The organism is Halopelagius fulvigenes, from assembly GCF_042662625.1.
In the GTDB taxonomy this organism is placed as follows: domain Archaea; phylum Halobacteriota; class Halobacteria; order Halobacteriales; family Haloferacaceae; genus Halopelagius; species Halopelagius fulvigenes.
On sequence record NZ_JBHSXH010000015.1, the window covers coordinates 1,470,235 to 1,494,712 of the forward strand.

The following is a 24,478-nucleotide window of genomic DNA, read 5'->3' on the forward strand; positions in this document are numbered from 1 at the left end:
TCCGTGGTCGAAGTAGCACGACTTTTGAGTCTGCGCGCGCTATCGGCGGACATCAGATGATTTCCAAGGGCTGTGAGCAGTGCGCCATGGGAGGGAAGATGGTGCTCTTCGTCTACGGGTACTGCGACCAGCGCGATTGCTTCTACTGCCCGCTCGGCGAGAACCGGAAGAACGTCACGGACGTGTACGCCAACGAACGGAAAGTCGAGTCCGACGAGGACGTCATCGCCGAGGCGAAGCGGATGGAGGCGCTCGGCACGTCCATCACGGGCGGGGAACCGCAGGAAGCGCTGGACAAGACGTGCCGCTACCTCTCGATCCTGAAAGAGGAGTTCGGCGAGGACCACCACACGCACCTCTACACCGGAATCACGGGCGGCCGAGAGAACATGCGCCGCCTCTCGGAAGCGGGGTTGGACGAGATTCGCTTCCACCCGCCCTACGAGATGTGGGGCGACCTCCACGGCACCGAGTGGGAGGACATCCTCTACGTCGCGCGCGAAGAAGGTCTCACCCCGGCGTTCGAGATTCCCGGCATCCGCGCGGAGCCGGAGTTCTTGGAGTTCTTAGACGAGGGCGCGGCGGAGTTCTGCAACGTCAACGAGTTCGAGATGAGCGACGGCAACTACCGCCGGATGCAAGAGCAGGGGTTCGAACTGCAGGAGGGCCACATGTCCGCCGTCGACGGGTCGAAAGAGGAGATTCTCGGCCAGATGGGCGACCACGAACGCGTCTACTTCTGCACCTCCGTGTTCAAAGACGCCGCCCAGCACCGGAACCGCCTCAAGCGGATGGCCGAGAACATCCGCCGGGAGTTCGACGACGTGACGGACGACGGCACCCTCGTGTACGGCAAGACGTGGGCGACGCCCGAGGAGTTCGAGGCGATGGGCGTCCCCGAGGAGTTCTACACCGTGAAGTCGAACCACATCGAAGTCGCGTGGTGGCTCTTAGAGGAGATGGTCGAGGAGGGCGACCTCCAGAAGGGCGAAATCGTCGAGCAGTACCCCACCGTGGACGGCACCGTCGTCGAACGGACGCCGTTGGCGTAACGCCGGACAAAGCGGACGAAAACAGCCTCTTTTCGGACGGAGAGGACGAAAACGAACCGTCGGGCGTGCGCCGAGAGCGCACCGCACGGGGCACCCTCGGCGCGGGTCTCACCGACGGTTCGACGAACCCACCGGGAGCGGGGAGACTACGGGCCCCCGGTGAACGTTCCGTGACCGTTCCCCCGGTCGTACCACCCTCCCTCGTGGGTGGCATAGAGGTTGTGCGCAGCCATCGACATAAGCGGTCGCTGTTTTTCAGTTCGCCACAGGTCCTCTGACCGGATAGTTCAGCCGAGAGAAGCGCGAGCGAATCGTCGAACGGCACGGCGGGACGGTTCGTATCGAGTCGGAACCCGGCGAGGTGGCGGCGTTCTCCTTCACCCTTCCCGCCGGGAGGGAGACGGCGAACCCGCACCCCTCGGCTCGTGGCGGTAGAACGCCGCCGTACCCGGAAGAGCGGCGGCTACAGCCGAAGGCCGCCGACGCGACGGACGCCGTCACCGCCGCGTCCGCCGTCGCCCCGACTCGAACCCCGCCGACGTAAGCGCGTAGTAGACGCTCGGCGCGAGCGTCACCGCCGTCGCCGCCGCGAGCCAGTCGCCGAGCGGTTCGCTTCGGGCGACGCCGACGGCGACGACGGCGACGCCGAGGAGGACGCCGACGGCGACGGCGGCGCGTTTCGTCCGCGCGTCGAACCGGACGCCGCGGGCCGTCCCGTAGACGGCCGCCGAGAGACTGACGAGGAGGGCGGACGTCGTCACGTACGCCGCGGCGTCCGCGAGGAGTCCGACGACGAGGAGGGAGAGCCCCGCGACGACGCCCGCGAACACCGTCGTCCGCGGGGAGAGGGGATTCACGTCCGCGCCGAACCGGACGGCGTAGGCCGCGGGCGGGAGAAGGACGAGGAGGCCGGCGAACAGACCGAACAGGGCGGTCGCCGGGGAGGGTCCGTCGAGGAGGGACGCGACGAACAGCGCGAGGCCGAAGCAGACGCCGACGGCGAGAATCGCCCGCGGCGGCATGACCGTCGTCGGGTCGTCGTCCCGGGAGACGGCGTAGGCGACGAACGGGTAGGAGACGAGCGCCGCCAGCAGCGAGGTGCCGACGACGTCGCCCGCCAGAACCACGCCGGAGACGAGCGTAGAGAGGCCGAGGAGGAGTCCGGTGACGAGCGCGAACTCGGGGACGCGGCGGCTCATACCGTCGCGTCGGTTCTTCGGCGGGAAAGCCTTACGACGCGAACGCGGCCGATTTCGACGGCGGAGCGTACCCGCAAGCGTTTAGACGAGCGGTGAAGTAACTTCGGGTATGTCGGAGTGTCCGCTGGCGGATGACTGTCCGAGGTATTCGGAGCGAATCAACGGCATGGGGTGCCAGTACTACGGTGACCGCGGCGGCGCCGAGTGGTGCAACAACTACGAACAGCCCATCCGCGACCTGAAAGCACAGCCCGTCAAACCCGGCGAGGAAGTCGTCGTGGACGTGGACGACATCCACGAGAGCGGTGCGGGCGTCGGGCGCACCGAGGACGGCTTCATCGTCCTCGTGGACGGCCTCCTGCCCGAGGCGCGCGCCATCGTCCGCATCGACCAGGTGAAGTCGAACCACGCTCGCTCGAAGAAGGTCATCGAGAAGATTCCCCTCGACGGGGACATAGAGGACGAGACGGTGGGCGACGACGGGGACGGAGGCGGCGACGACTCCGAATCGAGCGACGGCCCGACCCGACCGACCGCACTCGGCAGCCGAGACAACTTCTGGGGAAGCTAACTCCCCGCCCCGCATCCGCCCGACGCGGACCGCATCCAGCGACCGGACAGTCACCTTCTGCATCTTTTTTGCGCCCTCGCCGCCTACGTGGGATATGGACGATCCGGAGGGCGACAGGAACCTCGACATCGACGCGATTCTCGAAGAGGCGGGTTTCGCCCCCGACGAGAGCGTGTTGACCCGCAGGCAGGCGGAGGTGTTGGCGCTCCGCGAACGCGGCGTCCGGCAGTCCACCATCGCCGACCTGCTGGGCACCTCGCGCGCGAACGTCTCTAGCATCGAGTCCAGCGCCCGGCGGAACGTCGAGAAGGCCAGAGAGACCATCGCGTTCGCGGAAGCGCTGACCGCGCCGGTTCAGGTCGTCGTCGAGTCGGGCGAGGACCTGTACAACGTCCCCAAGTCGGTGTACGACGCCTGCGACGAGGCGGGCGTGAAGGTGAACCACACCGCGCCCGACCTGATGAAGATAGTCGCCGACGACGCCGGCGACGCGGTCAAGGGACGGGAGGTCAGAGAGCAGTTACTCGTCGGGGTGACGAGCGACGGGAGCGTCCGCGTCCGGCGCGCCGGCGTGGCGGACGAACCGTAACGAGGCTCGAAGACGCCGGTCTCAGAACTCGCCGCGCTCTTTCAGGTCGGCGACGAGTTCGCGAACCGCCTGCGCGCGGTCCTTCGGGACGACGAGGATCCGGTCGCCCCACGCGACGACGGCGAGGTCGGAGACGCCGACCAGGGAGACGTGTTTCCCGTCGGCGGCGACGACGTTGTCCTCGCCGTCGAGCGACCGCACCGCCACGTCGCCGGCGGCGACGGTGCCGTCGTCGTCCGCCGGCAGGACGCGTTCGAGGGCGTCCCACGCGCCCAAGTCGTCCCAGCGGAACTCCACCGGGACGACGACGGCGTCCGCCGTCCGTTCCATCACCGCGTAGTCGATGCTCACCGCGGGCGTTCGGTCGAACGCCTCCTCGGCGGACGCCCCCTCGTCGAGGGCGTCCACCATCGGCGAGAGTGGGGAGTCGCGGGCCGCCGCGAGCAACGCCTCCGGCGTCCACGCGAAGATGCCCGCGTTCCAGCGGTGGCCGGCCGCGACGTACTCGCGGGCCGTCTCGGCGTCCGGTTTCTCGTGGAAGGCGACGACGGGCGCGAACCCGTCGCGGAACTCGCCGGGTTCGAGGTAGCCGTACCCGGTGTCGGGGCGCGTCGGTTCGACGCCGAACGTGACTAATCTTCCCGTGCGCGCGGCGACGCGCGCGCCGCGACGTATCGCCTCCGCGAACCCCTCGCCGACGCGGTGGTCGCTGGGGAGGACGGCGACGACGCACTCGCCGACTCGTTCGCGGATGCGGTAGGTGGCGTACGCGAGGGCCGGCCCGGTGTCTTTGCCCGCCGGTTCGACTATCACCTCGACGTCGGGCGCGCGTTCGCGCACCTCGTCCGCGAACTCGCCACAGGTGGAGACGACCACCTCGTCGGCCACCTCGCGGGCGCGGGCTATCGTCCGCGCCAGCAGCGACTCCTCGCCGAACAACGAGAGAAACTGCTTCGGGCGGTCCGACCGACTCGCGGGGTAGAGGCGCGACCCGGTGCCGCCGGCGAGGACGAGAGCGACGACGGGGAGGTCCGAATCCGAGTCCGTCTCGGACGAGGTGTCCTCGACCTGCATCACCACGTCTCCACGACGCCGGTTCGGACGTCCTCGGCGCACCCGACGCAGTCGGGGTGGCCCGCCTCGAAGCAGTTCGGACGCCCCTCCTCGTCCACGGCGACGGCGCGGCGTTCCGCGTAGCGGCGGCAGACGATCTTGGCGCGGCCGTCGTCGTCCCGCGGGAGGTCGAATCCGCCGTCGACGTCGGTCCGCCCCTCGTCGTACTCTCGCTTCGCGCGGGCGTACTGTCGCCCGGCGGCGCGGAACTTCTCGCGGATGAACCGTTCGAGGCGGTCGTCCATCGGTATCGGCGGATGGGAACCCCGGGCGTATATGTCCGTTGGTGAGGCGCGCGGGCGCGCGAACGCGCTCCTCCAGATGGCGTCGTACGCGCGCTTGACGCCCCGTAGACGCCGATTACAGTTTCGGCTCGCGCGTAACCTTATTAACCATCGGGAGCCAAGCAACGTACGCCTCCCAATGGAAACCAAGGTGGAGGCGAGTGAAACCATGTCAGACCTGCGAACCCACGCAGCGGAGATTGCAGAGCAGTTTTCAGACCACTTAGACGTAGACGAGGACGACGTCGAGGAGCGACTGCAGAACCTCGTCGACGAGTACCGGGTGCCCGTCGACGAGGCGCGTCGCTCCGTCGTCAACAGTTACCTCGACGAGGCGGGCCTCGAACGCGACGAACTCGGTCGCGGCGGGGCCGAGGAGACTCTGCTCGCCGACATCGACCAGGACGAGCAGTGGGTCGACGTGACCGCGAAGGTCGTCGACCTCTGGGAGCCTCGAAGCGACTCCATCTCGCAGGTGGGGCTTCTGGGCGACGAGTCGGGGACCCTCAAGTTCGTCTCGTTCAAGACCTCGGAACTTCCGGAACTCGACGAGGGGTCGGTCTACCACCTCGGCAACGTCGTCACCGACGAGTATCAGGGGAACTTCTCCGTGAAACTCAACCGGACGACCAGCATCGAGGAACTCGACGAGGACATCGAAGTCGGCGACGACGACGTGACCGTCGAGGGCGCACTCGTGGACATCCAGTCCGGGAGCGGCCTCATCAAGCGGTGCCCCGAGGAGGGATGTACGCGCGTCCTCCAGAATGGGCGGTGCAACGAACACGGTAACGTCGAAGGCGAGTTCGACCTCCGAATCAAGGGCGTCTTAGACGACGGCGAGGAGGTCCACGACATCATCTTCAACAAGGAGATGACCGAGGAACTCACCGGAATCACCCTCGAAGAGGCCAAACAGATGGCGATGGACGCGCTGGACACAACCATCGTCGTCGACGAGATGCGAGACGACCTCGTCGGCGTGTACTACCGAGTGACCGGACCGACGTTCGGACGGTACGTGCTCGCGGACGAGACCGAACGCCTGACCGGACCGGCGGATGCCGAATCGGTCCTCATCAAAGCGAGGTCGATATAAATGAGTTCCAACGAAGTTCCCTCCCGAGAAGTCGCTCGGCGCGTGTTCGCCGAGGAGTTCAACGATTCGAGTTACACGTTCAAAGAGTCCGACGACGAACGCGCCCCCGTCTACCTGCTTCTCCCCTCCGGGGAGAAGGCGAACCGCGTGTTCCTCGTCGGGACGCTGACGGAGAAAGAGGACGTGGGCGAGGACAACGAGTACTGGCGGGGCCGCATCGTGGACCCCACCGGGACGTTCTTCGTCTACGCCGGGCAGTACCAGCCCGAGGCCGCAAGCGCGCTTCGCGACCTCGAACCGCCCGCGTACGTCTCCGTCGTCGGCAAGCCGCGGACGTACGAGACGGACGACGGGAACGTGAATGTCTCCGTCCGCCCCGAGTCCATCTCCGTGGTGGACGCGGCGACGCGCGACCGCTGGGTGGTCGAGACGGCCGAGCGAACGCTCGAACGCATCGAGACGTTCGACGAGGAAGGCAACGAGTACGCGCGGATGGCCCGCGAGGAGTACGACCTGCCGACCGACCGCTACAAGCAGGCGGCCGTCTCCGCCCTCGAAAGCCTCGAAGAGACCGGCGGCGACGAACTCGCCGACGGCGCGGGGTCCGACGCGGACGCGGCGGACGAGTCGCAGTCCGAATCGGAGTCCGAGACGGAGTCCGACCTCGAACCCGAGGCGGACGCCGAAGCGGAACCCGAACCGTAAGGCTCGCCCTCCGCGGGCGCACGTCCTTCGGACGCTTTTTCGACGTTTCGTCGCGTATCCGGCGGAGTAGCCGCTCGTCTGACAAAGCATTAAGTACGTAGGAGCGACAATCTCGGCACAGAGCCATGGGCAACAAGAACAAGACGATCTCGTTCCGCGTCAACGAGGACGCGTTCGAGACGCTCAGGGAAATCGCCGAGGAGCGGGACATCTCTCTTTCTGCCGTCTTCCGCGACTACGTGGATACGCTCGTTGCCCACGACGGTCAGGTGCAGGTCGTCCCCGAACACGAGTTAGAGGAGATGGGAAGCGGCGACGGCGAGGAGTCGTTCCCCCCGACGGTGGAGGTGCCGAAGAGTTTCATCCGCGAGCACGAACGCCTCGAACTCGAAGCCGACCACCTACGCGAACAGCTCGAAGAGCACAAGCGCTACGTGAACTACCTGCGCGAACAGCTCGAAGACGACGACGAGGAGGTCATCCAACTGGAGGACTTAGACGCCGGCGAGACGGACGAACCGTCGTTCCGCCTCGGATAACGTCAGGAACCGACGACGCGACCACCCGACGACGGGACGAGAGCGCTAGCCCGACAGCGCCTTTTTCGCTTCGTGCGCCTTCCGTTCCATCTCTTCGTTTCCCTCGACGCCCGCGAGCGTTTCGACCGCTTCGAGCCGTCGAACCGCGCTGTCGAGGAAGGAGAGCACGTCGCCGGGGTAGGCGTACAGCATGTAGTCGTCGCTCATCACGTCCACGATGGCGTCCGGGGGGAGACCCTGCGCGCGGAGTTCCAGCAGGTACTTGATGAACTGACGCTCGGGGTAGCCCGTGTACAGGTCGTCGGGGTCCTCCGGATCGAGGAAATCCTGCGCGAAGTCGAGCAGTCTGTCGCGCGTCGCCCCGTCGAGTTTCGAGAGGCCCTCCCCGGAGTAGAGCACGTCCATCGTCGCCCCCTTGAACGCCCCTTTCGGGATGTTCACGTCGAGCTGCGACGATATCTGCCGGTGGTTCTTGAGGTATATCTTGTCCGTGATGGCCACGGTTGGGGAGACGTAGGGCGTTGGCGGCAAAAAGCGTCCCGATGGGCGCGTGCGCCCGCGTAATCCTACAGCGTTTATCACCTCCCGACGCGCAGTGAAACGCATGGTCGACCGACTCGACGAAGTCGACAAGCGAATCCTCTATCACCTCGTCCGCGACGCTCGGAACACGTCCGCGCCGATGATCGCAGACGAGGTGAACGTCTCCGCCGGGACGATTCGGAACCGAATCAAACAGCTGGAGGCGGACGGGGTACTCCGGGGGTATCACGCGCACATCGATTACGGGCACGCCGAAGGCCGACTGACGAACCTCCTCGTGGGGACGGCGAGCATCGAGGAGCGGGAACGCCTCGCGAAACAGATAGCGGAGGTTCCGGGCGTCGTCAACGTCCGCCAGCTCATGTGCGGGACCGGCAACATCCACGTGACGACCGTGGGCGAGGACGCGCAGGAGCTCTCCCGAGTCACCCGGGACGTCTCGCAGATGGGGCTCGAAATCGAGGACGAACACCTCCTCCGACACGAGGAGCACCGTCCGTACCACGCGTTCGGACCGGAGGGGCGGCGCGAGGGCCAGTCCATCGCGGACTTCATGTCGCTCTCCGGGGGGGCGGAGGTGGTCGAGGTGAGCGTCGCGCCGGGCGCAGAAATCGACGGCATGACGCTCAGAGAGGCGAACGAACGCGGACTCATCGCCTCGGAGGTGCTCGTCGTCTCCGTGGAACGCGACGAGCGGATCCTCACGCCGAAGGGGAACACCGAAGTCCGCGCCGACGACCTCGTGACCCTCTTCGCGCGCGGCGGCCTGTCGGAGGAGACGGTCGGCGCGTTCAGCGGGGAGTAGCCGCTCAGCGTACGCTCGCTTTGTAGAGCGTGTATCCGACGAAGACGGCGAGGTACCCCGCGGCGAGTACCGTCGTGGTTCGGGTTCGGCCGACGAGGGCGAGCACGCAGAGGAGAAGCGGTCCCGCCAGCAGCAACCCGTCGAACACCCTGTCGTCGGCCCCCGCGTTCAGCACCGGCCCGAGGAGGGGCGCGTCGTCGATGCTCACCGGTAGACACCCCCTCGCTCGAAGAGCGCTCTGAGGAGGACGAGCACCGGGATTATCTCCAGCCGTCCGATCCACATGTTGAAGAGGAACATCACCTTCGCCGCCGTCGGCATCGACGCCCCGGTGATGCCGGAGGAGAGGCCGACGTTCCCCTGTGCGGACGCCACCTCGAACACGACGTTCTCCAGCGTGTACTCGTCGGTGGGGAGGACAGCGAGGAGGACGAAGATACCGACCACGAGGAAGACGACCCAGAGGAACGCGATGATGGCCGCCTCCTCGAACTCCCGCGTCGCTTCCTGTTCGGTGAGTCGCCGGTCGTTGAGCTCGAAGTACCGGACCGCCGCGTCGGGGTAGAACGCGTCGCCGATTCTGAACGCGGTCCCCTTCACCAACGTCAGCGCCCGGACGAGTTTGATTCCGCCGACGGTCGAACCGGCGGCCGCGCCGACGACCATGCCGAGCGACACCGTCAGCTGCGCCTCCGGCGACCACCGCGTTCCGAGCGACCCGGCCGTCTGGAACCCCGTACACGACGCGGCGGAGACGAACTGGAAGAGACCGTACCGAACCGCCTCGAACAGCGACCCGTACGTCCCGTTGAGGAACAGCGTCGCCGCCAACGCGAGGCTGCCGAGTCCGAAGAAGCCGAACACCCACCGCGTCTGCATGTCCGCGTAGAGGTTCCGCAGGTCGCCTCGGAGCAGCAGGTAGTGGATCGGAAACGCGATGCTCCCGAGAATCATCACGGGGACGAGCGCGAAGTCGATGAGCGCGCTGTCGTACGTGGCGATGCTGTCGTCCGTTATCGAGAACCCTCCCGTCGCGAGTCCGGTCATCGCGTGGTTGATAGCGTCCCAGAGGGGCATCCCCGCCAACCAGAGGACGAATATCGAGACGAACGTGAAGAGGAGGAATATCCACCAGATGGTTCGGACGGTCGAGACGATGCTCGGGTGAATCTTCTCCGACCGCGCCTCGGACTCGTACAGGGTGAGCGACCCGCTTCCGGGCCGCGCGAGGATGGCCGTCGTGAGGACGATGACGCCCACGCCGCCGACCCACTCGATGAACGACCGCCACCACTGCAGCGTCGCCGAAAGCGCGCTCTCGTCGTCGGTCATCGTCAGTCCGGTCCCGGTGAAGCCGCTCATCGACTCGAAGAACGCGTTTATCGGGTTCCGGAACGCGCCGACGGTGCTCGCCGCGCGACCGGTCACCTCGGGAGCGCCCAGGAACGCGGGGTCGAGGTGAATCGTCCACGCGACGAGGAGGAACGGCAGCGACCCGAACAGTGCGACGAAGAACCACCCGGAGGCGGCGATCATCATCCCGTGCAGCTTCCCCGGGTCGGGCGCGTCGGAGAAGTGCCGCGCGAGTGCGACTCCGAGGAGGAACGGAACCGCCCCGGCGACGAGGAGCGACGGAACGGCCCAGAACTCCCCCCAGACGAGGGGGACGACCACCGACACCAACATCATCACGGCGAGTGCCTGGAGCATCCGTCCGACGTCTCGCGCGACCGTCCGGGCGGCGGTCGTCATCGGTCGTCGGTTCGCTTCCCCCGCCGCGACGCTCCCGCGTGGTCCTCGTAGTGTCCGAACACGTCCGTCACGTCCGGCGTCGCGCCCCGACCGGAGTAGACGGTCAGGAGGTCACCTTCGCGTATCTCGGTGTCCCCCCGGGGCGTTATCGGCCCGTCCGCCCCGCTCCGTTCCACGGCGACCACGAGTACGTCGCCGGGCAGGTGTCCGTTCTTCGCCGCTTCGTCGAGTCGCTTCCCCGCGACCGGTGCGGACTCCGCGACGCGAATCTCGAACACCTCCGCCTCGTCGCCGACCCGCATGTAATCGACGATGGAGGGGCGTTTCACCGCGTAGTAGAGGTACTCCGCGATGAGGCGTTGGGGGTTCTCCATCGTGTTCACGCCGATCTGCTCGAAGAGGGGCATGTGCTCGTGGTTGTGGACGACCGAGACGACGTCGGGTATCCCCAACTCCTGTGCGAGGAGGCTTATCATCACGTTCGTCGCGTCCTCGTCGGTCGTCGAGATTATCGCGTCGGCTCTCCGGGCGCCGGCGTCCAAGAGCGTCTCTTTGACCGTCGCGTCGTCGTTGAGAACGAGACAGTCGAACGCTCCCGCGATGGCCTCGGCCTTCGCGGCGTCCTTCTCGATTACGACCACCTCGTTGCCCGACGCGGTGGCGATGTCTATGAGGGGCCTCCCGATGTTCCCCCCGCCGACGACGATGATGTACATGGGATGTCATTATCGAAGCCGCATTGAAAGCATACCGATTTACGCATCGAAAAAATAGGACCGGGACTGATTGCGCGATGAATAATACTCATAGGAGAGGTTAAGTGTGAAGGTACCATCCAGGCCAACATGGGAGACGAGTCCGGAGTGCGGGACGATTGGTCCCTACCAGATGACCTCGTGACGGAGCTCGAGGAGCTCGAGCTACACGAACTGCGAGAGGTAGTCCACTACGCACAGGACCGAATACGGGAGTTACAGGCGCCCGTCTCGGACAAGATAGAGGCGGCACCCGGCGAGGAGCTTCACTCCACCGAGGAGCGACCGGAGTACACGGAAGTGATAAAGAGCGAACCGTGCGGCGAGGGGTGTCCGGACTGCCCGCACGGCCCCTACCTGTACCACGTCTACGAGGAGGTCAAACCGGACGGAAACGCGTCGCTTCACTGGGTGTTCCTCGGCCGGGTGTTCGGCCGAGACGGCCGCCACGAGTAGACGCCGCCCGGGAGCTACCGCCGTCGCCGTCGGACCGACGTCCCGTGTTCCTCCGCGCGGAGGGGGAGACAGTTCTGTCAACCGAAATATACCGGCGCAGTATTTCGCGGTGCCCCGTCGAACGAGGGATTTTATCCATATGCGAAAGAACGGGTCCGTATGGAACCTGGTCCGGCGGACGAACACGACCCCGGTACCGTCGCGACGGACGGCGACGGGACGGGCCGTCCCGGCGTTCTCTGCCTCCTCAGCAGCGACGGGCCGGCCCGCCAGATGGAGCTTCGAGTCGCCGCGGCTATCGCCGACGGCGGCGAACTCGTCGTCTCCGGGGACGACAGCGAGGAGGTCGTACGGCGGGCGCGTTCGGAGTCGGTCCTGACGAACGTCGACGTCGATTCCGTCGAACGACCCGCGTCCGTGACGGAGGAGTGGCTTGCGTCGGTCGGGGGCGGGCGGGGCCTCCCGACGGTCGTCGACGCCCGACGGAGTCGCTCTCGATTCTCCGAGTCGGACGACATCGGGGTCGGAACCGACTGCACCGTCGTCACGGTCGAGACCGTCAAGGGAATCGACTCCGTTTCGTCGTTGCTCGTTCCGGTCGCCGCGGGCCCGCACGTGGACGCGGTCGTCGACGTATCGAGGGCGCTGGCGGCGGCGACCGACTCGTGGCTCGACATCTTCTACGTCGTCGAGGACGCCGAATCCCCCTCCGACGACGTAGAGACGCTCCTGGCGTACTGCGCGGACCGCCTCGGGACGTTCGAGAACTACGACGAGTGGGTGTTCGAGGCGTCCGACCCCGCCGAAGCGATCGTCGAGCAGTCCCAGTACTACGACCTCACCGTTCTCGGCACCGCACAGAAGGGGTTACTTCGGAAGTACGTCTCCGGTTCGACGGCGGACGAGGTTCGCAACGCCGCAGAGAACGTCGTTCTCACCGTCAGCGCGGAGGACGTGACGACGTCGCGCGTCGAACAGTGGATCGGAGAAGGGACGTAGGGCTTCTCTCGGTCGCGACGTCGCAGTTCCGTTCGGGGAGAGACGAACGAACCGGAGCGGAGGCGGCCCGCTTCCGTCTAAACCGAGTGTGCGACCGGCAAACACGCCGACGCGGAGTCGTAACGTATTTGAATCGCACCGGGCTATCCGTAGGTGCGTGTCCGGGTTAGGGTAGTGGACTATCCTTCAGCCTTGTGGAGGCTGAGACGCGGGTTCAATTCTCGCACCCGGACCTTCTTCCGACGACCACCCATCGAGCGATTGCTCGCGTCAGCGAGCATCGCGAGGGACATCCTCGGTCGTCGGAGAACGGTGTTACGAAGAGAATTGAACCGGGGAGCGACTGAAAGGAGCGACCGGGGTTCAATTCTCGCACCCGGACCTTCTCTCCGAGCGCTACTCCTTACGAGCGTTCGCTCCGTCGGGAGCGACGCGAGTAGACGACGTACGCGACGCAGAAGTCTTACGAGAGAATTGAATCAGGGAGCGACCGAGGTTCAACTCTCGCACCCGACCTCCCATTCCTTCGCTGTGTCCCGGTTTTCGAGCCTCTGCTTAGCAAGAGGACACCACTAACAGAAGCCTTCGGTCTGGAGAGACTCCAATCGTTCTTCGATTCACAGACAGGAATTGAAGACGGGGCTTGGTTGACAATCTGACCGATGCTTCGTATTCTGACTCCCGTGACAAGGAGATTCAATCAAGTACATCTCATCTGTACGTCGTCCTGCTCAGTCGTTGGGTTCTTCCAGTGAATTGCCGTCCCATTCGCCGGTGGTTCCATCGAGAAGCGCGACAGCACCGAGAAACGCTGGGACGGTCACGAGCAGGAAGAACAGGATAAACCAGAGTTCTTGTGACATACATCAAAGTTCGTTAGTTATTCTATTTGACTTTTTCGGCGTTTATGCAACGACTAGCGGTCAAGAACAGACCAGGTAGTTCACGACAACCCCCAAGAGGTAGAATCTCGTTCGTGCGGTACTTCGACTCCCTGCGAGGTCTTAGCTGCAGGAATTCACGGCGTTAGCCGCATCTTGCCCAAGCCCAGAAGCCCGACAATTGAGAAACTGCAGTGGCGGTGAGTCGGTCTAGTGGACTACCTTCAGTCTCGTGGAGGCCGAGACGCGAGTTCGACTTTCACACCCGGACCACGAGAAAAGAACCGCACCACCGACAGCGACCCGCCTCAGTCTATCTCGATCTCTATCGCGTCGGCGTCCTCGTCGCCCTTTCCGCCCGGCGGTTCCGCGAGGTCCTCTAAGGCCATCTTGAGGTTCCACGTGTTCGCCTTCCAGACGGAGTCGAAGATGCTCCCGAGGATGGGGACCGACCCGCCCACGGCGTCGATGGTGATGGTGGCGAGCATCTTCAGGAGCGTCGTGAAGGAGACGCCCAAGCGGGCGGATTCGAGGACGATGTACAGCGAGAACCCCGCGCTGACCACGTCGCCGGCGACGGGGAGTACGCCGAGGACGGGGTCGATACCGATGCGGAAGTCGGTGCCCGGAACGGGGATGGAGTCGTCGAAGATGCGGGCGACCGTCCGCATCCGGCGGATCGCGGACTCGTCCACCGTCGGCGGCAGTTCACCCTCGAAGTCGATGTCGAACTCGGAGCGGAAGTCTCGCGTCGAGGTGTCGTCCATACCAGTCCTTGTGTCCGAATGTAGATAAACGCGACGGCGACGGAGACGGCCGGATCGGCCGTAATATCCCATCTATAGCACGATAACGAGATTACATATCAGGTACGAGTCCTATTTTGAACGCGGCGGGAGCGGACTCGCGGAGACGGAGTTAACCGTCCGCGGGTCCAGCCGACACCATGGACGTTGCGGTTCTCACCGTGGGTAACGAACTCCTCGCGGGGGACATCGAGAACACGAACGCGACGTGGTTAGCCCGGGAACTGTCGAGTCGAGGCGCGGAGGTGGTCCGCATCCTCGTCGTCCCCGACGAGGAGTCCGTCATCGCGGAGACGGTTCAGGAGTGGTCGGCGGCGTTCGACGCCGTCCTCGTCACCGGCGGACTCGGCGGCACGGTGGACGACGTGACGATGGAGAGCGTCGCCGCCGGGTTGGACCGCGAACTCGCGGTAGACCCCGTGGCGGAGGCGGACGTCGAAGCGACGATAGCGAGCATCCTCGAGCGACGACCGGACATCGACTTCGAGTTGAAGCCCGAGTGGTACGCGTCGATGCCGGCGGGCGCGACGCCGATACCGAACCCCGAGGGCCTCGCGCCGGGGTGCGTCGCGGAGAACGTGTACGTCCTCCCGGGCATCCCCGAGGAGATGCGGGCCGTGTTCGGGAACGTCGCGGACGAGTTCGGCGGCGACGTGGCGACGCGGACGCTGTACACGCCGGAACCGGAGGGTGCGGCCGCGGAACCCCTCGCGACGGTGGGCGGCCGGTTCGGCGTCCGCGTCGGGTGTTATCCGCGCAGGGACGGACACCGAACGCGCATCAAACTCACCGCGAACGACGAGGAGACCCTCGACGAGGCGGCGTCGTGGCTGATTGCGAACGCCGGAATCGAGATATTCGAGGATGCGGCGGAGACGGGGTAGGTCGGGCGGAGCGACGATTCAGCGCGCTTCGACCACGTCGGTCGGGTCGCGCGACCGGATGCTCGGGAGCGACCCCCGCGATTGGATGATGTTGAACGCGGTGACGAGGTCGGACCGGGAGATGAGGCCGACGAGTTCCCCCTCCCCGTCCACGACGGGGAGGCGGCCGACGTCTCGTTCCTGCATGGTCCCGATGGCGTCCATCGCGTCCGCGTCGGGGGTGATAGTCTGGAGTTCCCTCGACATCACGTCCTCGACGCGGTAGGCGTCGCGTTCGACTTCGTTCACCGTGCGCGCGTCGTTGAGCGTCACCATCCCAACGAGGCGGCCGTTGCGCATCACCGGGTAGCCCGTGTGCCGTTCCGTGAACATCCGGTCCATCAGTTCGGCGACGCTGGCGCGTTCGTCGATGGTGTCGAGTCGTTCGCGGGGCGTCATGATGTCTCGGACGGTCACGTCCTGGAACGCCGCCTTCATCACGGTCTGTTGGGCCTCCGACGAGGCGCCGATGTAGATGAAGAAGGCGAGCGCCACCAGAAACAGGTTCGCGAACAGGCCGACGATGCCGAGGACGAACGCGAACACCTTGCCGACTTCCGCGGCGATCTGCGTGGCTCTCGCGTGCGGGCGCGTCCGGGCGAGGAGGGCGCGGAGGACGCGCCCGCCGTCCATCGGAAAGCCCGGGAGCATGTTGAACGCCGCAAGCAGGACGTTCGTCAGCGCGAGGTAGCCGAGGACGAACTGAACCGACGGAATCGTGTTCGGGACGCCGCGGAAGGCGACGTACGAGACGACGCCGAGAAGGACGCTCACGATGGGACCGGCGACGGCGATGGCGAGCTCCTGCCGCCAGTCCTCGGGCATCTCCGCGAAGCTGGCGACGCCGCCGAACAACCAGAGCGTGATGGAGTCGATCTCGTAGCCGTAGTGCATGGCGACCAGCGAGTGGCCGAACTCGTGGAGGAGGACGCAGGCGAACAGCCCCAACGCCGCCGCCGTGCCGAGAACCCACGGCGTCGTCCCGGCGGTGAGTCCGGCGGCGTCGATACCAGCCCCGAACACCCCGTTTATCGCCCCGACGAGTTGTTCCACGTCCGACCCGATGAGCCACGCGAAAAGCGGGAGGACGAGGAGGAACGTAACGTCGAGCTTGATGGGGATGCCGAACACGCTCCCGATCCGAATTCCACGCATACCCTGATGTAGTCGCGGACGCCTCTTAAGTCCAATCGCGCAACAGGTCGTGTCGGGCGTGAGTTTCGATGGTGGCAACGCTTAGGCCGCCGGTGTGCGAACGGCGACGTATGAGCGACGCAGACTCCGCGTCCGACGCCGACGGCGCGTCGGACGCCGAACCGGTCGTGAAGCGAGCTTCCGAGGTGACGTACGACGAGGTGGACGCCGCCGAGGGGATGTCGAAGGGCGTCTTGCTGGACGCCTCCGACGGCGCGCCGAACTTCGCCGTGCGCCGATTCGTCCTCGAACCGGGCGCGTCCGTCCCGAAGCATACGAACGAGGTGGAACACGAGCAGTACGTCCTCTCCGGGCGGTACACCGTCGGCATCGAGGGCGAGGAGTACGAAGTGACGGCGGGCGACTCCCTCCTCGTTCCGGCGGGCGCGGTGCACTGGTACCGAAACGACGCGGCGGAGGAGGGGTCGTTCCTCTGTGCGGTGCCGAACGGCGACGACAGCATCGAACTCGTCGAGGAGTGAGCGGGTTCGCCGCCCGGTGGGGTCGCCCGGAGGTTGGCGAACGGTAGCACGCGACGACGGATAGACGAATCGCTGAAATACCCCGTCCGCGTACCACGAATCGTGTCTCAACAGGTCGGACGCGTCGACACGCTGTTTCTCCACCAGACGGGCGAGAACTACCTCGTCGTCGTCGAACGCGACGGAGAGCGCGTGTTCCGCGCCGTGCTCGAACTGAAGGAGACGAACGCCGGTCCCCGGCCCGCGAAGTTCCGCGTCAAGCGCGGGTCCAGCGACGAACCGCGGGACCCGAGCCAGTTCGTCGAACTCGCCCGTCGAGCGTCGCGTATCCGCATCTCCCAGCAGACGGCGCCGAGCGCCCGCGAGGAGTTGAAGGAGATGCTCGACGGCTACCAGTTGGAGGCGGTGGCGGTCAGGACGTGCCGATACTGCGCGTCGAGCGGTCGCTACTCGCCCATCACCGAGGAGACGGCCATCAAGGCAGACCGCGACCACATCTGCCCGGACTGCGCGAAGCGCGAACTCGAACGCGAACTCGACTTCTCCGGGGCGGGGTCGCTCACCGGCGCGGCGCAGGACCGCCTCGAAGACCTCCTCTTGGAGACGAAGGACTTAGACCGCATCGAGAACCTGCTGAAGGGCGGATTGGACCCCGACCTGACGCGCTTCGACACGGTGAGTGCGACGACGGACGACATCGACCTCGTTCCGACGTCGAGCCTCGACCTCCACCCGAAACTCCAGGGCCTCACCGAGGACCGCTTCGACACCTTGCTCCCGGTGCAGTCGCTCTCCGTCGACAACGGCCTGTTCGAGGGCCGCGACCAACTCGTCGTGAGTGCGACGGCGACGGGGAAGACGCTCGTCGGCGAACTCGCGGGGATAGACCGGGCGCTGAAGGGCGAGGGGAAACTGCTCTTTCTCGTCCCCCTCGTCGCCCTCGCGAACCAGAAGCACGAGGACTTCGAGGACCGCTACGGCGACCTCGTGGACGTGACCATCCGCGTCGGGGCCTCGCGCATCAACGACGACGGCAACCGCTTCGACCCCGGCGCGGACGTCATCGTCGGCACCTACGAGGGCATCGACCACGCCCTCCGGACGGGCAAGGACCTCGGCGACATCGGCACCGTCGTCATCGACGAGGTGCACACGCTGAAGGAGGGCGAACGCGGCCACCGCCTCGACGGGATGATATCCCGACTCAAGTACTACTGCGAGAACCGCGCGAAACGCCGCGAGAACTACGGCGGCGCGCAGTGGGTGTACCTCTCCGCGACGGTCGGCAACCCGGAGGTGTTGGCCCAGAGCCTCGAAGCGACGCTCATCGAGTTCGAGGAGCGTCCGGTGCCGATAGAGCGACACGTCACGTTCGCCGACGGCAGGGAGAAACCCGAGATAGCAGACAAACTCGTCACGCGGGAGTTCGACACGAAGTCCTCGAAGGGCTACCGCGGCCAGACCATCATCTTCACCAACTCCCGGCGGCGGTGCCACGAGATCTCCAGAAAGCTGCAGTACTCCTCCGCGCCGTACCACGCCGGCCTCGACTACGGCCAACGCAAGCGCGTCGAACGCCAGTTCGGCAATCAGGACTTGGCGGCCGTCGTCACGACGGCGGCACTCGCCGCCGGGGTGGACTTCCCCGCCTCGCAGGTGGTGTTCGACTCGCTGGCGATGGGCATCGAGTGGCTCTCGGTGCAGGAGTTCGAGCAGATGCTCGGACGGGCGGGACGACCTGACTACCACGACAAGGGGAAGGTGTACGTCCTCGTCGAACCCGACTGCGTCTACCACAACACGATGGAGATGACCGAAGACGAGGTGGCGTTCAAGCTGCTCAAAGGCGAGATGGAGGACGTGATGACCGTCTACGACGAGTCCGCCGCCGCCGAGGAGACGCTGGCGAACATCATCGTCGCCGGGAAGCGAGCAAAGCGCCTCAACGACCGGATGCTCGGCGACGTGCCGACGAAACACGCCGTCGGCAAACTGCTCGAGTGGGACTTCATCGACGGCTTCGAACCGACGCCGTTGGGTCGGGCGGTGTCCCGGCACTTCCTCTCGCCGACGGACGCCTTCCGCATCCTCGACAACGTCCGCAACGGCGTCGAACCGTACGACATCGTCGCGGACATGGAACTGGCCGACGAGGAGCGGTAAGCGCCGACGACTGCCCGGCGGGAGGCTCCGACTTCCGATGATTTTTCAGCCGACGGTGCGTCGCTCCCCGCGTGGTATCGATATCTCCGGGCGTCCTGGTCGTCTTCGCCGTCATCGTCGCCGCTCTCGCGTTGTTCGTGACGGAACCGGTCCCCGTGGACATCACCGCCATCGGCGTGATGATGGCGCTCATGCTCGCACAGCCGTTCTCGCAGTTGCTGGTCGGCAGCGTCCTCGCGGAACCGATCGTCTTCTTCGAGGACTATCCGGCGGACGCGCTCTCGGGGTTTTCGAGCACCGCGACGCTGACCGTCCTCGCCATGTTCGTCCTGAGCGACGGCGTCCAGCGGACGGGCGTCATCCAGTTGATCAGCGCGAAGATATCCCCGTTCACCGAGGATAGCCTCCTTCGGCAGTTGGGCGCGACCATCGGCATCGTCGGGCCGATATCCGGATTCATCAACAACACCGCCGCCGTCGCCATCCTCATGCCGATGGTGACCGACCTCGCGGAACGCGGCGGCACGTCGCCGTCGAAACTGCTGCTTCCGCTCTCGTACGCCTCGATGTTCGGCGGGATGCTCACGCTCATCGGCACCTCGACGAACATCCTCGCGTCGGAACTGTCGGGTCGCCTCATCGGGCGGACGTTCTCGATGTTCGAGTTCACCGCCCTCGGCGCACTCGTCTCCGTCGTCGGCGCGGCGTACCTGCTGACGGTGGGGCAGTGGCTCACACCCGAGCGGATCGAACCCCGGGCGGACCTGACCGAGGAGTTCGAGATGGCGGAGTACCTCACCGAAGTCGTCGTCCGCGAGGACTCGCCGCTGGTCGGCCAACAGGTCCAGCGCGCGCTGGTCGAGACGGATTTCGACGTCGATCTCATCCAACTCATCCGCGAGGGCGAGGTGTTCCTCGAACCCCTCGGCCCGAAGGAGATACAGGCGGGCGACGTGTTCGCCCTCCGGACCGACCGCGACACGCTCATCGAACTGCTCGACGTCGAGGGGTTGGACCTCGTCCCCAACGTGACCGTAGACGAGGAGGAACTCGAAGCGGCCGAGTCGGGCCAGAACCTCGTCGAAATCGTCGTCGCGCCGGGGTCGTTCCTCGTCGGCGAATCGCTCGTCTCCGCGGGGTTCCGCCAGCAGTACGACGCCACCGTCCTCGCCCTCCGGCGGGGTGGCGAGATTATCCGGCGGCGGATGGACAACATCCCGCTTCGCGTCGGCGACACCCTCCTCGTGCAGGCGACGACGAACAGCATCGAACGCCTCGACGTGAATCGGAACTTCATCGTCGCCCAGGAGATAGAGCGCAGCGACTACCGCGAGGAGAAGATACCCGTCGCGGTTGGCATCGTCGCCGCCGTCGTCGCCGTCGCCGCCCTCGATATCCTCCCCATCGTCGTCTCCGCACTCGCCGGCGCACTCGCGATGATAGCGACGCGGTGTCTGCGCCCCACGGAACTGTACGACGCCGTCCAGTGGGACATCGTCTTCCTCTTGGCGGGGGTCATCCCCCTCGGCATCGCCATGGAGACGTCGGGCGCGGCGGCGCTTCTCGCCGAGTTCGTCGTCCGGACGGGCGACGTGCTTCCGATGATAGGCGTCCTCGCGGTGTTCTACCTCGTCACCGCCCTGCTGACGAACCTCATCTCGAACAACGCCAGCGTCGTCCTCATGATACCCGTCGCCGTCGAGGCGGCGCAGACGCTCGAGTCGAACGCGTTCTCCTTTATCCTCGCGGTGACGTTCGCCGCCTCGACGGCATTCATGACGCCCGTCGGCTACCAGACGAACCTCTTCGTCTACGGCCCCGGCGGCTACCGGTTCACCGACTACCTCCGCGTCGGCGGGCCGTTGCAACTCCTCTTCGCAGCCGTCACGACGGTCGGTATCGCCGCATTCTGGGGGCTGTGATAGCGTCTCTCGTCCGATTCGACCGAACGAAACGTTTTACACCGGGACGGACCGAGGACTGTACGAGGGACCGTGGGTTAGCCTGGTATACTTCGGGCCTTGGGTGCCCGTGACCCCGGTTCAAATCCGGGCGGTCCCATACCCATTAAGGCAGAACCAGCGGCTCTTGCCGGTATTTTCGGGGCTTCGAGGTGGTCCGCGTGATGCTCCTCTCTACCGAGGCGCAGCTTCGGGAGTGCGAGTACTGCGGGTCCCACGTCACCCGCAACTTCCGCCGCGTCTACGGTGACGTAGACGGTGTTGTTCATCGGTGCCGCGAGTGCGATACTCTCGTTCGTCTCCAACAAGGTTCTGCGGCCGGACGTGACGTTCCGACGCCCGACCCGCAGAATACCCCCGGTCGTCACGGCGACGAACCTGCGAGGTGGTCGGAGTGAGGGCCGAGTTCGTTCGCGCCTCGGCACTCTACGACATCGCCAACGGGACGGTCATTCGTCATCCCGCGTTCGACGCAACTGACAAAGACGTTCGTCGCGCAGTCCGGGGTGGCGGGCGTTGAACCGTCCCGGTCTGGCCGTGGTCATAGGTCACGGCCTCGACGCGCTCACCACCGCGGTCGGAATCGCAATCGGCGTCCTGAAGGTCGCCGTCGCGGTCCTCGCGGCCATCGGTCTCATCGTCGCCGCTCGGTTCGTCGACGAGCGGTGCGTCTCGATATACGGTTATCTGCTCGGCGCCGTCGGTGCGGTGGTCGCTCTCGGGAATCTGGCGGTGATAGCGGCATGAGCCACGTCGCGCCGCATTTCCACGAGGTGGACATGTTCCTATGGTTCACCGATAATGGCCTCTCGCCGTACTGGGCGCTGTCGAACCTCTGTATTCGCGAGTTCGATGGTTACCGGAAGCTCACCTACGAGATCGGAGACGAGGTGTGGGTCGCACGGATGAACTATAATGCCGAGACAGGTATCGCCCCGCGCGACTCCGACCCAATTCAGTCTGAGCGCGCCTACGAGTTCAAGATTCACGCCGAGGGACCAGGCGAACAGAAGGCCGACTTCGTCTTTTCGCCGCGGTGGGATGGCCAGAAGAAACCCGACGGCGAGGAGATGAAACGCCCGTGGTGCGGTGGCGAAGGCGTTCAGATTCACGTTCAGGGGTCGAACCTGACCTACGACGAGTACCTGTTCATCCTTCAGCACACCCTCCAGGCGTTCGCCGAGGAAGCCCGCACCGACTTCTCTCGACGATACTTCAACCGGCCGCTCGGAGACTCGAACATTGCCACCACCGAACTGTACGTCCGGCTCGTCCGTGAGTATGCGAAGAAGCTCACTCGGTCGACCGGCGTGTTCTACAAAATCATGCACCTCCTCTCAGAGGAGAAAGACGCGCAGTGGGTGTACAAGGGCGACAACACCGACATCGTCGGGAAACGGCACGCATTTGCCCTCGACCCGCTCGCGTCGAGTAAGCTCGTAGAGAACCACTCGCTCGGAAAGCGGTTGAAGTGCTACCATCCGAAGTACGTCCGTTCGAAGGAGAGTCGAGACGACCCCCTCTCGTCACCGAAGTTCGCCGTCGCGTTTCACAAGTCGCTCAACACGACCGAAGGAATCGCCGGGGAGTACCGCTCGGGCGGGTCGGCGGTGAAGTGGCGTGACCGTGACCAACTCCTGCGCGAAGTCGAAGAGACGCTCATCAACGTCCTCCGCGGGGAAGTGGTGGTGAACGACAATGGCTTGGTTCGGTTCTCCTCGGAGAAGGTCCGCCAAGAGATCACCGCTATCGTCGAACGCGTCGAGTCGTTCGTGGAGGAGGGGGTGAACGCGGTTGCCCGTCTCGCGAACGTCGAGACGCGGTCTGCCGCGGACTCGGCTATCCAGCGGTGGATGAACAAGTACGGCGCATCGTTCGAGGAGATAGACGAGGACGGCGGGAAGATTCGCTTCGACACGGTCATGTCGACACTCGCCTCGTCGAAGGTTCCGACGCTCGAAGACGTCCTTCAGGAAGGCTTCGACGCGTGGTGTAACGCCGGTCGAGACCCGGCAGTGTTCACCTGCCTCAGCTACGTGGTGAAGAACCTCGACGGAACGGCAAACGTGGGCGGGAGCGTGGGGAAGAAAATCACCTGGTAACGCAGTGACTCGTGAGTGGCAACACTCGTCTGACCCTCTTTCTGTTATATGCGAACGTCCTGACGGGCGTCGCCGTCCGCTCACTCTCTCCAATATTCTTCTAAATCCGGCGTAAACGGCTCACTGAGCAGGTCTGCGAGCATCTTGGTCGATTAACTCACGGACTTGCTCACTCCTCAAGCTGACTTAATTAGACAGTACCCTTTATCTCGACATCTCATTTGGATGAATGAATGCGATTAAGATTCACTCATTCAACCACAATTGGCTTCGAAGGGTTGAAGCGACGTTAGTGAGGTGTACGTGTCCGAATATCGCCACAATCAGTGCTCCAACCGAGTTGAAGGTCAAATCCGCGATCGTATCGGCGAGACCGTGCTGAGCCAACGGCATCGTCAGTCCGGTTTCATCGGCGACGATATCGAGGCCGAACTCGAACAGCTCCCAGATGACTCCAAACGAGAGCACAACCACGAAAATATAGACGAAAAGGAACTTCCGGGGGATGATGATCTTCTCGTCATGGATGTCGATGGCCCGGGCGGCGGTGTATCCGACCGCTGCAACCAGGGAGGCCGACATCGAGTGGGTGAGGTGGTCCCACCAGTCGATCTGACCGTACAGCCCGGCTGACCCGAGCGTATGGAGAAATACGGCGGTCGTGACCCACAGTCCTAGCCACGGATCGAGCGGGAACCGATAGTTGCGCTCGAAGATAGCCGGAAGGAACGTCATGAGCAACGCAACCCCTCCGTTGACGATCGCCTTGGGTTGGCCTGCAACCACTCCATACGCAACGATACCAGCCAACACAAGCTGCATCCCCCGGGTCAGGCGAATCTGGTTCCGAGTCGAGGGGCGCGGTAGGAGACTCATCGTCGCACCACCTGCTGAATCGCCTGCCAGAGCTGGCGATCTCGACGGCTAAAGTACACGTCGAACAGAACGCCGGCCGTCAACCCAGCAAGTGTTACCCAGAGAAATTCGACCATGAGTACTTCGTTCGTCGAGAGGTAGGTGGTCTCGAACAGGCGGTCGAGGTGCCATCGGAGGATTCCCCAGGCTGCGGCCCACGCCATCGTGGTCAACACGACTAAGACGATGGCGAACCAGTGAGTGAGCTTGAGTGCGGTGAACATGTGTAGCTCAACAGTGACGAGCAACGCCAGTGCCGCCAGAGCGAGATACGAGGCGAAAATGCCGACGGTTCCGCCAAATAATCCGCGGACGAGAATCGGTAACAACGCGAGTAGCAGTAATTCCCAGGGAAGCATTACGCGCCAGTCACGGTAGACGCCCGGTGGCAGGAGAACAATGACGCCTGCTACCGCGACGAACACTATCCACTGGAGGTCGGAATCAAGGAGGCTCTCGACGAAAACCATCAAGAGAACGCTGATCAACAACCACGCGACGATTGCGTTCATCCGACCGCTTCGGAACAACCGTTCAAGAACGTCGTGAACGCTACCGTCGAAAATCCGTTCCCGGTCCTGGTCACTCAT

Annotated in this window: 28 protein-coding genes and 2 tRNA genes; 18 read left to right on the top strand and 12 right to left on the bottom strand. The window is 64.9% G+C overall.

Going from position 1 to position 24,478, the window contains the following annotated elements:
- Positions 1-56: 56 nt before the first annotated feature.
- A complete protein-coding gene (locus tag ACFQEV_RS17785; protein ID WP_379698937.1) occupies positions 57-1,052 on the top strand; it encodes a radical SAM protein in 996 nt (331 codons plus the stop codon).
- A gap of 497 nt (positions 1,053-1,549) precedes the next feature.
- Here the strand turns inward: ACFQEV_RS17785 and ACFQEV_RS17790 are convergent, their stop codons facing one another.
- Positions 1,550-2,251 (bottom strand): hypothetical protein, encoded by a 702-nt coding sequence (locus tag ACFQEV_RS17790; protein WP_379698939.1) that lies wholly within the window; start codon positions 2,249-2,251, stop codon positions 1,550-1,552.
- A gap of 109 nt (positions 2,252-2,360) precedes the next feature.
- On the opposite strand from ACFQEV_RS17790, the gene ACFQEV_RS17795 reads away from it, so the two are divergent.
- Positions 2,361-2,822 carry a TRAM domain-containing protein gene (locus ACFQEV_RS17795; protein WP_379698941.1) on the top strand — a complete coding sequence of 154 codons (462 nt, stop codon included), beginning with the start codon at positions 2,361-2,363 and terminating at the stop codon, positions 2,820-2,822.
- Between the two features lie 94 nt (positions 2,823-2,916).
- A complete protein-coding gene (locus ACFQEV_RS17800; RefSeq protein ID WP_379698943.1) occupies positions 2,917-3,411 on the top strand; it encodes a Tfx family DNA-binding protein in 495 nt (164 codons plus the stop codon).
- A gap of 21 nt (positions 3,412-3,432) precedes the next feature.
- Here the strand turns inward: ACFQEV_RS17800 and ACFQEV_RS17805 are convergent, their stop codons facing one another.
- Both ACFQEV_RS17805 and ACFQEV_RS17810 read right to left on the bottom strand, forming a co-directional pair.
- On the bottom strand, positions 3,433-4,485 hold the full coding sequence (locus ACFQEV_RS17805) for a mannose-1-phosphate guanylyltransferase (RefSeq protein ID WP_379698945.1): 1,053 nt from the start codon (positions 4,483-4,485) through the stop codon (positions 3,433-3,435).
- Entirely contained in the window at positions 4,485-4,769 is a 285-nt protein-coding gene (locus ACFQEV_RS17810; RefSeq protein ID WP_379698947.1) for a DUF7091 family protein, read from the bottom strand. Before ACFQEV_RS17810 ends, ACFQEV_RS17805 begins: the two co-directional genes overlap by 1 nt.
- A 208-nt stretch (positions 4,770-4,977) precedes the next feature.
- Here ACFQEV_RS17810 and ACFQEV_RS17815 point away from each other — a divergent pair, with 208 nt between their 5' ends.
- The 3 genes from ACFQEV_RS17815 to ACFQEV_RS17825 all read left to right on the top strand — a co-directional run bounded on the left by ACFQEV_RS17815 (position 4,978) and on the right by ACFQEV_RS17825 (position 7,151).
- The gene (locus tag ACFQEV_RS17815; RefSeq protein WP_379698949.1) at positions 4,978-5,907 is read left to right on the top strand and encodes a replication factor A; all 930 of its coding nucleotides are present in this window, start codon (positions 4,978-4,980) and stop codon (positions 5,905-5,907) included.
- Positions 5,908-6,612, top strand: a complete 705-nt coding sequence (locus ACFQEV_RS17820) for an RPA family protein (protein WP_379698951.1) — start codon at positions 5,908-5,910, stop codon at positions 6,610-6,612.
- Between the two features lie 125 nt (positions 6,613-6,737).
- A complete protein-coding gene (locus ACFQEV_RS17825; protein WP_379698953.1) occupies positions 6,738-7,151 on the top strand; it encodes a DUF8146 domain-containing protein in 414 nt (137 codons plus the stop codon).
- 45 nt (positions 7,152-7,196) lie between these two features.
- On the opposite strand, the gene ACFQEV_RS17830 is transcribed toward ACFQEV_RS17825, so the two are convergent.
- Complete coding sequence (locus ACFQEV_RS17830; protein ID WP_379698955.1) at positions 7,197-7,652, bottom strand: DUF5814 domain-containing protein; 456 nt, start codon at positions 7,650-7,652, stop codon at positions 7,197-7,199.
- A 103-nt stretch (positions 7,653-7,755) separates the two neighbouring features.
- Here ACFQEV_RS17830 and ACFQEV_RS17835 point away from each other — a divergent pair, with 103 nt between their 5' ends.
- Positions 7,756-8,499 (top strand): winged helix-turn-helix transcriptional regulator, encoded by a 744-nt coding sequence (locus tag ACFQEV_RS17835; protein WP_379698957.1) that lies wholly within the window; start codon positions 7,756-7,758, stop codon positions 8,497-8,499.
- A 4-nt stretch (positions 8,500-8,503) separates the two neighbouring features.
- Here the strand turns inward: ACFQEV_RS17835 and ACFQEV_RS17840 are convergent, their stop codons facing one another.
- From ACFQEV_RS17840 to ACFQEV_RS17850, 3 genes are read right to left on the bottom strand one after another with little or no spacing between them, the layout of a single operon-like run.
- The gene (locus tag ACFQEV_RS17840) at positions 8,504-8,707 is read right to left on the bottom strand and encodes a hypothetical protein (RefSeq protein WP_379698959.1); all 204 of its coding nucleotides are present in this window, start codon (positions 8,705-8,707) and stop codon (positions 8,504-8,506) included.
- Positions 8,704-10,251: a TrkH family potassium uptake protein gene (locus tag ACFQEV_RS17845; RefSeq protein WP_379698961.1), complete on the bottom strand. Its 1,548-nt coding sequence runs from the start codon at positions 10,249-10,251 to the stop codon at positions 8,704-8,706. The genes ACFQEV_RS17840 and ACFQEV_RS17845 overlap by 4 nt, the downstream gene beginning before the upstream one ends.
- Positions 10,248-10,967 (bottom strand): potassium channel family protein, encoded by a 720-nt coding sequence (locus tag ACFQEV_RS17850; RefSeq protein ID WP_379698963.1) that lies wholly within the window; start codon positions 10,965-10,967, stop codon positions 10,248-10,250. Before ACFQEV_RS17850 ends, ACFQEV_RS17845 begins: the two co-directional genes overlap by 4 nt.
- 129 nt (positions 10,968-11,096) lie before the next feature.
- Here ACFQEV_RS17850 and ACFQEV_RS17855 point away from each other — a divergent pair, with 129 nt between their 5' ends.
- From ACFQEV_RS17855 to ACFQEV_RS17865, 3 genes are all read left to right on the top strand, one after another.
- Entirely contained in the window at positions 11,097-11,462 is a 366-nt protein-coding gene (locus tag ACFQEV_RS17855; RefSeq protein WP_379698965.1) for a hypothetical protein, read from the top strand.
- A 159-nt stretch (positions 11,463-11,621) separates the two neighbouring features.
- A complete protein-coding gene (locus tag ACFQEV_RS17860; protein WP_379698967.1) occupies positions 11,622-12,461 on the top strand; it encodes a universal stress protein in 840 nt (279 codons plus the stop codon).
- A 160-nt stretch (positions 12,462-12,621) separates the two neighbouring features.
- Positions 12,622-12,694 (top strand) — tRNA-His (locus ACFQEV_RS17865).
- A 498-nt stretch (positions 12,695-13,192) separates the two neighbouring features.
- Here ACFQEV_RS17865 and ACFQEV_RS17870 read toward each other — a convergent pair.
- Positions 13,193-13,324, bottom strand: a complete 132-nt coding sequence (locus ACFQEV_RS17870; protein WP_379698969.1) for a hypothetical protein — start codon at positions 13,322-13,324, stop codon at positions 13,193-13,195.
- Positions 13,325-13,650: 326 nt separating this feature from the next.
- Positions 13,651-14,109 (bottom strand): DUF4112 domain-containing protein, encoded by a 459-nt coding sequence (locus ACFQEV_RS17875; RefSeq protein ID WP_379698971.1) that lies wholly within the window; start codon positions 14,107-14,109, stop codon positions 13,651-13,653.
- A gap of 179 nt (positions 14,110-14,288) precedes the next feature.
- Here ACFQEV_RS17875 and ACFQEV_RS17880 point away from each other — a divergent pair, with 179 nt between their 5' ends.
- Complete coding sequence (locus tag ACFQEV_RS17880; protein ID WP_379698973.1) at positions 14,289-15,032, top strand: competence/damage-inducible protein A; 744 nt, start codon at positions 14,289-14,291, stop codon at positions 15,030-15,032.
- Positions 15,033-15,050: 18 nt separating this feature from the next.
- Here ACFQEV_RS17880 and ACFQEV_RS17885 read toward each other — a convergent pair whose 3' ends face one another.
- Positions 15,051-16,226, bottom strand: a complete 1,176-nt coding sequence (locus tag ACFQEV_RS17885) for a CBS domain-containing protein (protein ID WP_379698975.1) — start codon at positions 16,224-16,226, stop codon at positions 15,051-15,053.
- Positions 16,227-16,336: 110 nt separating this feature from the next.
- Between ACFQEV_RS17885 and ACFQEV_RS17890 the strand changes: the two genes are divergently transcribed.
- From ACFQEV_RS17890 to ACFQEV_RS17920, 7 genes are all read left to right on the top strand, one after another.
- Positions 16,337-16,747 (top strand): cupin domain-containing protein, encoded by a 411-nt coding sequence (locus tag ACFQEV_RS17890; protein ID WP_379698977.1) that lies wholly within the window; start codon positions 16,337-16,339, stop codon positions 16,745-16,747.
- Between the two features lie 102 nt (positions 16,748-16,849).
- Positions 16,850-18,910, top strand: a complete 2,061-nt coding sequence (locus ACFQEV_RS17895) for a DEAD/DEAH box helicase (RefSeq protein ID WP_379698979.1) — start codon at positions 16,850-16,852, stop codon at positions 18,908-18,910.
- 71 nt (positions 18,911-18,981) lie between these two features.
- Positions 18,982-20,832, top strand: a complete 1,851-nt coding sequence (locus ACFQEV_RS17900; RefSeq protein ID WP_379698981.1) for an SLC13 family permease — start codon at positions 18,982-18,984, stop codon at positions 20,830-20,832.
- 66 nt (positions 20,833-20,898) lie between these two features.
- Positions 20,899-20,971, top strand: a tRNA-Pro gene (locus tag ACFQEV_RS17905).
- Between the two features lie 64 nt (positions 20,972-21,035).
- The gene (locus tag ACFQEV_RS17910; RefSeq protein WP_379698983.1) at positions 21,036-21,269 is read left to right on the top strand and encodes a DUF7563 family protein; all 234 of its coding nucleotides are present in this window, start codon (positions 21,036-21,038) and stop codon (positions 21,267-21,269) included.
- 139 nt (positions 21,270-21,408) lie between these two features.
- Complete coding sequence (locus tag ACFQEV_RS17915) at positions 21,409-21,618, top strand: hypothetical protein (RefSeq protein WP_379698985.1); 210 nt, start codon at positions 21,409-21,411, stop codon at positions 21,616-21,618.
- Entirely contained in the window at positions 21,615-22,973 is a 1,359-nt protein-coding gene (locus ACFQEV_RS17920; RefSeq protein WP_379698987.1) for a DUF7845 domain-containing protein, read from the top strand. Before ACFQEV_RS17915 ends, ACFQEV_RS17920 begins: the two co-directional genes overlap by 4 nt.
- Before the next feature lie 246 nt (positions 22,974-23,219).
- Here ACFQEV_RS17920 and ACFQEV_RS17925 read toward each other — a convergent pair whose 3' ends face one another.
- Both ACFQEV_RS17925 and ACFQEV_RS17930 read right to left on the bottom strand, forming a co-directional pair.
- Positions 23,220-23,849, bottom strand: coding sequence for a DUF2238 domain-containing protein (locus ACFQEV_RS17925; protein WP_379698989.1), 630 nt, complete (start codon positions 23,847-23,849; stop codon positions 23,220-23,222).
- Positions 23,846-24,478, bottom strand: coding sequence for a hypothetical protein (locus ACFQEV_RS17930; RefSeq protein WP_379698991.1), 633 nt, complete (start codon positions 24,476-24,478; stop codon positions 23,846-23,848). Before ACFQEV_RS17930 ends, ACFQEV_RS17925 begins: the two co-directional genes overlap by 4 nt.